General features: G+C 59.8%; 4 protein-coding genes and 7 pseudogenes. 7 read left to right on the top strand and 4 right to left on the bottom strand.

All coding sequences use genetic code 11. From position 1 onward, the window contains the following. Positions 1-124 precede the first annotated feature (124 nt). Positions 125-322 (top strand): annotated as a pseudogene (locus AC0QUY_RS41930) (DDE-type integrase/transposase/recombinase); the annotation flags it as partial. Positions 323-580: 258 nt separating this feature from the next. Here AC0QUY_RS41930 and AC0QUY_RS41925 read toward each other — a convergent pair. Beyond that, positions 581-685: pseudogene (locus AC0QUY_RS41925) on the bottom strand (IS110 family transposase); the annotation flags it as partial. Here AC0QUY_RS41925 and AC0QUY_RS41920 point away from each other — a divergent pair. Both AC0QUY_RS41920 and AC0QUY_RS41915 read left to right on the top strand, forming a co-directional pair. Continuing rightward, entirely contained in the window at positions 685-1698 is a 1014-nt protein-coding gene (locus AC0QUY_RS41920) for an IS110 family RNA-guided transposase (RefSeq protein ID WP_202639247.1), read from the top strand. The pseudogene AC0QUY_RS41925 and the gene AC0QUY_RS41920 overlap by 1 nt on opposite strands. A 637-nt stretch (positions 1699-2335) precedes the next feature. Continuing rightward, a complete protein-coding gene (locus AC0QUY_RS41915; RefSeq protein WP_161851777.1) occupies positions 2336-2695 on the top strand; it encodes a helix-turn-helix domain-containing protein in 360 nt (119 codons plus the stop codon). 253 nt (positions 2696-2948) lie between these two features. Here the strand turns inward: AC0QUY_RS41915 and AC0QUY_RS41910 are convergent. Together AC0QUY_RS41910 and AC0QUY_RS41905 are read right to left on the bottom strand one after the other, a co-directional pair. After that, positions 2949-3771 (bottom strand): annotated as a pseudogene (locus AC0QUY_RS41910) (IS3 family transposase); the annotation flags it as partial. Then, positions 3722-3946 carry a hypothetical protein gene (locus AC0QUY_RS41905; protein ID WP_202639390.1) on the bottom strand — a complete coding sequence of 75 codons (225 nt, stop codon included), beginning with the start codon at positions 3944-3946 and terminating at the stop codon, positions 3722-3724. The gene AC0QUY_RS41905 and the pseudogene AC0QUY_RS41910, both read right to left, overlap by 50 nt. On the opposite strand from AC0QUY_RS41905, the pseudogene AC0QUY_RS41900 reads away from it, so the two are divergent. Further along, positions 3845-4851: pseudogene (locus AC0QUY_RS41900) on the top strand (IS110 family RNA-guided transposase); the annotation flags it as partial. The gene AC0QUY_RS41905 and the pseudogene AC0QUY_RS41900 overlap by 102 nt on opposite strands. Positions 4852-5066: 215 nt before the next feature. On the opposite strand, the pseudogene AC0QUY_RS41895 reads toward AC0QUY_RS41900, so the two are convergent. Then, a pseudogene (locus AC0QUY_RS41895) lies at positions 5067-5318 on the bottom strand (transposase); the annotation flags it as partial. 54 nt (positions 5319-5372) lie between these two features. On the opposite strand from AC0QUY_RS41895, the gene AC0QUY_RS41890 reads away from it, so the two are divergent. From AC0QUY_RS41890 to AC0QUY_RS41880, 3 genes and pseudogenes are all read left to right on the top strand, one after another. Continuing rightward, positions 5373-5684, top strand: a complete 312-nt coding sequence (locus AC0QUY_RS41890; RefSeq protein WP_371419407.1) for a methyltransferase domain-containing protein — start codon at positions 5373-5375, stop codon at positions 5682-5684. A gap of 336 nt (positions 5685-6020) precedes the next feature. Next, positions 6021-6161: pseudogene (locus AC0QUY_RS41885) on the top strand (IS256 family transposase); the annotation flags it as partial. 424 nt (positions 6162-6585) lie between these two features. Next, positions 6586-7129: pseudogene (locus tag AC0QUY_RS41880) on the top strand (transposase); the annotation flags it as partial.

The following is a 7129-nucleotide window of genomic DNA, read 5'->3' as shown; positions in this document are numbered from 1 at the left end:
CGCCGGCTACAACTTCCGCCGCCTCATCCGCTGGCTCAGGCTTTTGCTGCACCTCTTCCTGACCGCACTCTTCTCCGGCGGTCGGCTTAATCCAGCGTGAAATCAATCTTCTTCACGGACGACTACCTCGATCTCGGGACGGCGCGTCGCCCGCGAACTGATCGCGATCGTCGCACGACGTGGCAAGCCAGAAATGATCGTGTCCGACCATGGCACAGAGTTCACCTGCAACGCCATGCTGGCCTGGAGCAAGGACACGGTTATCGACTGGCACTTCATTGCGCCAGGAAAGCCGATGCAGAATCCCTTCATCGAGAGTTTCATGTATAGACGGCCCCGCGGATGCAAGGGATTTTAGCAGCACTTTGGATGACGGTCGGGTGCGTTCATGTATACGGCCTGTTAGTGCGACCGATACCATGGTCGCTGGCCCTCATGGAGATCGCGGATCGAGGCCTCATCAACGGGTCGCGCTTGTTGCGCTTAAAGCTCTTCGGGCTTGCGCGATCCCCAGCTCCGCCGGTTTCCATCATGCTGTCATTTGCCCTCACACTATAAGTTGGCCAACATACGCGGAAAGTCAGGCCGTGAGCTTAGGCCGATAGAATTTCCCGGTCGTCATCATTGCCCAGACGATCCGGGCCAACTTGTTGGCAACGGCGATGGCGACGACCATGGGTCGACGTGGCCAAGCACGTTTTCCAGGTTCACGGGGCGGATGCCGAGGGCGTACCCGTGTTCAACCGGAAGCTACGGCGCAGCGAAGTTCTGCCTTTTTTCGAGAAGCTGCCACCATGCCTGGTGGGGATGGAAGCATGCGGTAGCGCCCACTATTGGGCGCGCGAGATCGCAGCTCTCGGTCATGAGGTGCGGCTCATTCCGCCAGCTTATGTCAAACCCTTCGTCAAGCGAGGCAAGACGGATGCGGCGGACGCGGAGGCCATCAGCGAAGCGGTGACCCGAAAGACCATGCGCTTCGTGCCCATTAAGACGGCCAAGCAACAGGCTGCCGCGATGGTGCTGAAGACCCGCGCTCTTCTAGTGCGGCAGCGAACGCAGGCGGTCAACGCGTTGCGCGCGCACCAAGCCGAGTTGGGGATCATCGCCACCGCCGGCCTGGCAAAGGTTGAGGCGCTGATCGCAATCGTACGGGACGAGGCAGATGCTCGCCTGCCCGCAGCGGCGCGCTTCGCGCTCATGGCTATTGCCGACGAGATTGAAGCTTCAGCCAACCAGATCGAGAGGCTCGAGCGCGCAATCGTCATTGAGGCCAAGCACGACGAGGACATGCGCCGGTTGACTACCATCCCTGGCGTCGGCGCCATTACGGCGGCGACCATCAAGGCGCTTGTGCCGGATCCTGGCGGGTTCAAGTCGGCTCGCCACTTTGCCGCTTGGCTAGGACTGACGCCACGGTCTCATTCAAGCGGAGGCAAGGAGCGGCTGGGACGAATATCGAAAATGGGGAATCCGGAACTCCGTGCCCTTCTCGTTGTCGGGGCAACAGCCGTCTTGCGAGTTGCCCGAAACGACGCTCAGGCGCGACCGTGGCTGAAGGCGCTATTCGCCAGACGGCCCTTCAAGGTTGTCGCGGTCGCGCAAGCCAATAAGACTGCGCGGATCATTTGGGCCCTTCTGAACAAAGGCGGGACGTACCGGCGTCCCGACCCGCTGTCGACTACCGCGGCCGCCGTCTGATGGACGCAGTGACCGCCAAGGCGATCTGAGCGGCGCAGGCCGGCAGAGGGCAAGGTGCAACAACAGCCGATGAACCATGGCGAAATCCCGAAACGAGTGAAGCTACTGCCCCCAATGCGCTCAAGCGCGTAAACTTGATTTATAGCTCCTGGTTCCGCGGATCTCATCGAGGCCAGCGGCCATGTGCCGCGCGCAAAGGCCGGACATATGACCGCACCGTCCCAATGTGTGAAATCGACTGAAAAAGCTCTTGCCACGCGGGCCGTTCCACATAGGGGGGCAAGGTCACCCGAGCCAACGATCCGCCTCCAGGACTACCGTGATCTGGCGGGGATTATCACGGCTGAATGACATCGAACTGGGAGCTGTGATCGAGGCAAAAAAAGTCTGTTTGCCGCTAACCCAAATTTTCGGCGTTCGGCCTGCCCGCCGCCGCCAACGTTAAAACCAACTGCTAATTGACATTTATCTCTTTTGGGCGCTATCCACTTATGGTAGCGCCGCCACTGGTCCTTTGTACCGTATGCGACGCCTTGTAGGTTATCTAACGGCTGCGTGTATGTTATTTGACATTGGATCGCCCTCTGTTTCAAGCTAGCCCGCGAGTTTACTGGTCGGAACTGGTTTGGCGGCGTGCATGAAGAAACACTCTCATGAAGAGAAAATACTGAAACTCGCTGAGGCAGACGAACTGGCCCGAGCAGGCAATTCTCAGGTGGCCATTTGCAAGGCGCTTGGCGTGAGCGTCATGACGCTCCATCGTTGGCGAAAACTGCCGCTCAGCAAGGACGGGGGGCAATCTTCGGAGGGGCGTAACGCGGGCAGGAACCCGCCTTCCACCCTCCCTAGCATAGATGAAATGCGTCGTGCGTTGGAAGAGCTCACGGTCGAGAACCGGCGCCTGCGCAAACTTGTCGCGGACCTTATGCTCGAGAAGATGACACTCGAAGAGGCTGCGCCACCCAGCCTCGGGGCTGTCCGAGTACGCAATCCCTGATCCGAATTTTGTTCATCTCACGGCTCAAAATCCCGCCATGGTCCAAATTATGCAGAGGTTGAGCTAAACGCGGCCCGATGATTGGTTGCTGCCGCTGCGTACTGGGCCGGTTCCGGAGCGCTCGCACCGTCCCAATAATGACTAGTTTGCGTTGACCTGCCACTGAACTTCATCCAACGGCAGTTAGAGTCTCAGGGTTTTTGCAGGGAGACCGAACTTTGGACCACCCAGAACGAGAGTTTTTCGCCCTTGATCACGTTGGCGGGCTGGATGCGCCGACGTGGTTTTGCAGCAAGATCGGCGGTCTGTTGCCGATCGCCCCATGGGGCCGCGCCAAGTCTCCACTTCTTCCTGGGCGTCCGCAAGGCTGAGGAACCAGTGAGTGTTGAGGCATTCGGCCCGGAAGCGACCGTTGAAGGCCTCAATGAACGCATTGTCGGTCGGCTTGTCGGGCCGCGAGAAGTCCAGCGTGACGCCGCGCTGGTAGGCCCATAGGTCAAGGTCGCGCGACACGAACTCGCTGCCTTGATCGACGCGGATCCTCGCCGGGAATCCCACTTCCTCGCAGGCCCTTTCCAGTATCGCCACGACGTCGCTGCCGCGGAAGGTGAACCGTGGCGCCAGCACCGGTGAGAAACGGGACAAGAAATCGACGGTCGTGAGCACGCGCAGCTTATGTCCGGTCGCCGACTGATCGTGGACGAAATCCATCGCCCAGGTCTCGTTCGAGCGCGTCGGAGGTCGGCGATCATCGCGCAACTTGGCCTTGACCCGGCGCTTCGGCGTCTTGTTGCCAAATTGCAGGCCCAACTCGCGATAGATGCGACTGTCTTGTTCTGGCCGTGGCGCCATCCCTCGCGGCGCCGCAGAACGTGGACACGGCGATAGCCGTAGCGAACGCGGACATGGCAGATCTCCTTGATCCGATCTTCGAGGGCTGCCTGGCCGGAGCGAAGAGACTTGTAATGGTAGGTCGACCGGTCGAACTCGAGGGCTTCACAAGCCTTGCGGATCGAGACCTGCCACTCAGCGCAAACCTCGTCGACCAGCTTGCGCTTCCGGCCAGGCTTCATAGCTAATGGGATGGTCTGCCCCGCCGAACCCGCGCATACTGCGCGGCGAGTTTTCGACCGAGAAAGGACCAGAAAAATGTTGCGCAACAAGCGTCAGCCCGCCGCCGTCTTCGGCATCGATATCGGGAAGCATATTTTCCATGTCGTAGGAACCGACGCAGGCGGTGGAGTCATCCAAAAGGAAAGCTCCGCCGCGACACAGTTTTGCAGTTCTTCGATGCCGCGCAGCGTACGGTCGTCGCGATGGAAGGTTGCCCAGGCTCCCAATGGCTGGCACGCAAGTTACAACAGCTCGGGCACGTGGTCCGAGTGATTCCTGCGCAGTTCGTGTAGCCCTACGTGAAGTCCAACAAGAACGATATCATCGATGCGGAAGCGATCGCCGAGGCGGCCCCCGACCCGCGATGCGCTTTGTTGAGAGCAAATCGGAATCCCAAGTCGACATCCAGGCGCTGCACCGCATCCGAGATCAGAAGGTTGCCCTGCGAACTCAGCTCGTCTGCCAAATGCGGCGTTCTGCCTCGAATACGGGAGCGCAATCCATCAGGGCATCGGCAAATTCAAAGCCGACTTCCCTCGCGTACTGACCGACGAGGATGAGGCGCACGCTTCGTCGGCTGTTCGAGGACTTCGGGCACATCGAACACCGCATCGCCGAGATCACACGTGAATCGAGGCTTTGGCGGCGAGTGACGAACGAGCGCGGCGGCTCATGACTGTTCCCGGGATAGGCCCACTCGTGCCGACGGCATTCGTCGCGAGCGCCGGCAATGCTAGTCAGTTCCGAAGGGCCAAAGACCTCGCCGCGTGGCTTGGGTTGGTCCCTCGCGAACACTCAACGGGTGGTAAGACGACCCTCCTTGGGATCAGCAAAAGAGGCAATCATTACCTGAGGCGACTACTGATTCACGGCGCAGGATCATGCGTCCTAAACGTACTTCCGATCGCTTGGGTTCGTGGTTGACCGGCCTCGAAAAGCGCATACATGCCAACAAGGTCACCGTGGCTCTGGCCACAAGGATTGCGCGGGTCGCCTGGGTCATCCTCACACGGTCCGGCTCTACCTACGAGCGGCGCATTCCCGTAGGCCCGGGCAGCAGACTGCGAGGTTCGGCGCCGCGCAAGCCCTTCGCCGAAAACGGGCGAATGCCCGATTAGCTATCTGGGAACGCGGCGTGCTGATCTCATCATGGCCTGGCTGCAACCGCAACCCACTCGCGAGAGGCCGATACGTTTACGCAGACTGTCGAAGTCGGATCGCTCAAGAGCCTTGCACAGGCGGGGCAGACCATACATAATCGGCGGATCACGTCCTGCAGCTCTGCTTGTCGAGCGACAGATCGGCCACCAGCTTCTTCAGCTTGGCGTTCTCATCTTCGAGCTGTCTCAACCGCCGCATCTCGGTCGGCAGCAGACCGTCATACTCTTCCAGTTGAAGTAGTCGCCTGGCTGATCCCGGCCTTACGGCAGATCTCTGCCACCGCAACCCCGTCATGGCCCTGCTTCAGGATGAACGCCTTCTGGGCGTCTAAAAACTTCAAGGCCTTCATGGTCCGTCGCTCCTCCCAGCCGAGGGGAATCGGCAGCGAAAACTCTAGCCAAAAATGGTCCAGTTTGCCGGACTCAGGTCAGCGCCTGCGCACAGAGTGCAGGAACTACACGGCGACGCAGTGGGACCCGAGCATCCCGTTTGGTTCCCAACACCAAAAGGGGTATCGCTCAGAAGACCTGCAGGCGCAGACTTTGCCGACGACACGTTTGATCTTGTGATCACGCAAGACGTATTCGAGCACATCTTTCGCCCGGATCTCGCTATCAGCGATATCGCCAGAACGCTAAAGATCGGTTGCTTTCGTCTGCACCGTCCCGATCGTCCAAATGATGCGTCCATCGGTTCGGCGGGCCTCATTTGCTGATGGCGAAATCACCCATCATCTCGAACCGCAGTATGTCTCAAAAGAAGGGTCGCTCACCATCGATTGGGGCACGATATCGTAGCCCATCTGCAGCACCACTCTGGCTTGAGCTTTGTGATAATTCAGATCGGCAACATCGATCTGGGCATCCGCGCCGATCTCAACGAGGTTCTGGTTGCGTCAAGAGATCGGTCCCGGAAGTTTAGTTTGTTCAGTAGTTCCGTCCCGCTGCCATTACAGGGGATGTCCCGGGTTCTGTTGAATTTCTGAAGAGGCGGCGTTGCCCACCTTGAGCCAGTAGGCTCGGGTGCTGATTCCACAAAGGAGAGCAACGCGATGACGAGAGATATCACAACGGCTGGTTGCCGGCGACCGGGGCTGTAGTCGAAGCGTTTGCGGAAGTGCGAGCGAGCTTCGATCGGTTCTGCCTTAGCAGGGATCGAAGCGCTCGGCACGATGATGGAGCCGGATGTCACCGATCTTAACCGCATCGATGTTACTGCAGCCCCAGCGCGAGGGGTACTCGTTCGCGTGATCCAGAACCATCCGAACCGCACGGGCCCGGACTTCGGGTGAAAAGATGTCGACCCCACAACGCGTAGACGCGCGCAGCCGAAGCGCTTGATTCTTCCCAATTCCGGAAGCAACGATTCTCCCGCGGCACAAATCAAACCAATCCTGCGACGCCATTCCCGATGCAGATCTCCCGGACGTACTCGATACCATCGTGCCTTCAGTGGACACGAGAAATCATCCTAGCCGGCGGGGATGAGGTGCGGTTCCTTTTATGCGCGGGCACTGGTCCGCGCCTACGCCCGCCGGGTCCCTTCCACCCCGCGGCGCATCTTCCAGGAGCGAAGATGAAGCAGAATCCGGACCGGGCAAAGCGACGGCAGAACAAGTGTTAAAGAACATTCGGCGCCAGACACGCCGGCAGTATTCGGCGGAAGAGAAGATCCGTATCGTGCTGGAAGGCCTGTGGGGCGAGGAGAATATCGCCGAGCTGTGCCGGCGCGAGGGCATTGCCGCCTCAATGTACTATGGTGGTCCAAGGAGCTCCTCGAAGCCGGTAAACGTCGCCTGGCGGGCGACACGGCGCGTGCGGCAAGCTCTCGCGAGGTGAAGGATCTGCGTCGTGAGACGACGGCGCTGAAGGAAGTCGTGGCCGACCTCACCCTGGAGACCCGGTTGAAAAAAAGCATGACCGAGGATGGGGACGACGAGGCATGAGATATCCCGCGTCCGAGAAGGCCGAGGTCATCCAGTTGATCGAGCAATCGCATCTTCCGGCCAAGCGCACGCTGGACAAGCCTGGCACCCCACGGGCCACCTTCTATCGCTGGTATGAGCGTTACCGCGAGGGCGGCAGCGCCGCGCTGGCCGATCATCGATCTCGACCGGAGCGGGTCTGGAATCGCATTCCGGACGATGTGCGAGCTCAGATC

This window comes from Bradyrhizobium sp. WYCCWR15520, assembly GCF_056174665.1.
Note: the sequence above shows the minus strand (reverse complement) of the source record. Positions and strands in the feature narration are given on the sequence as shown.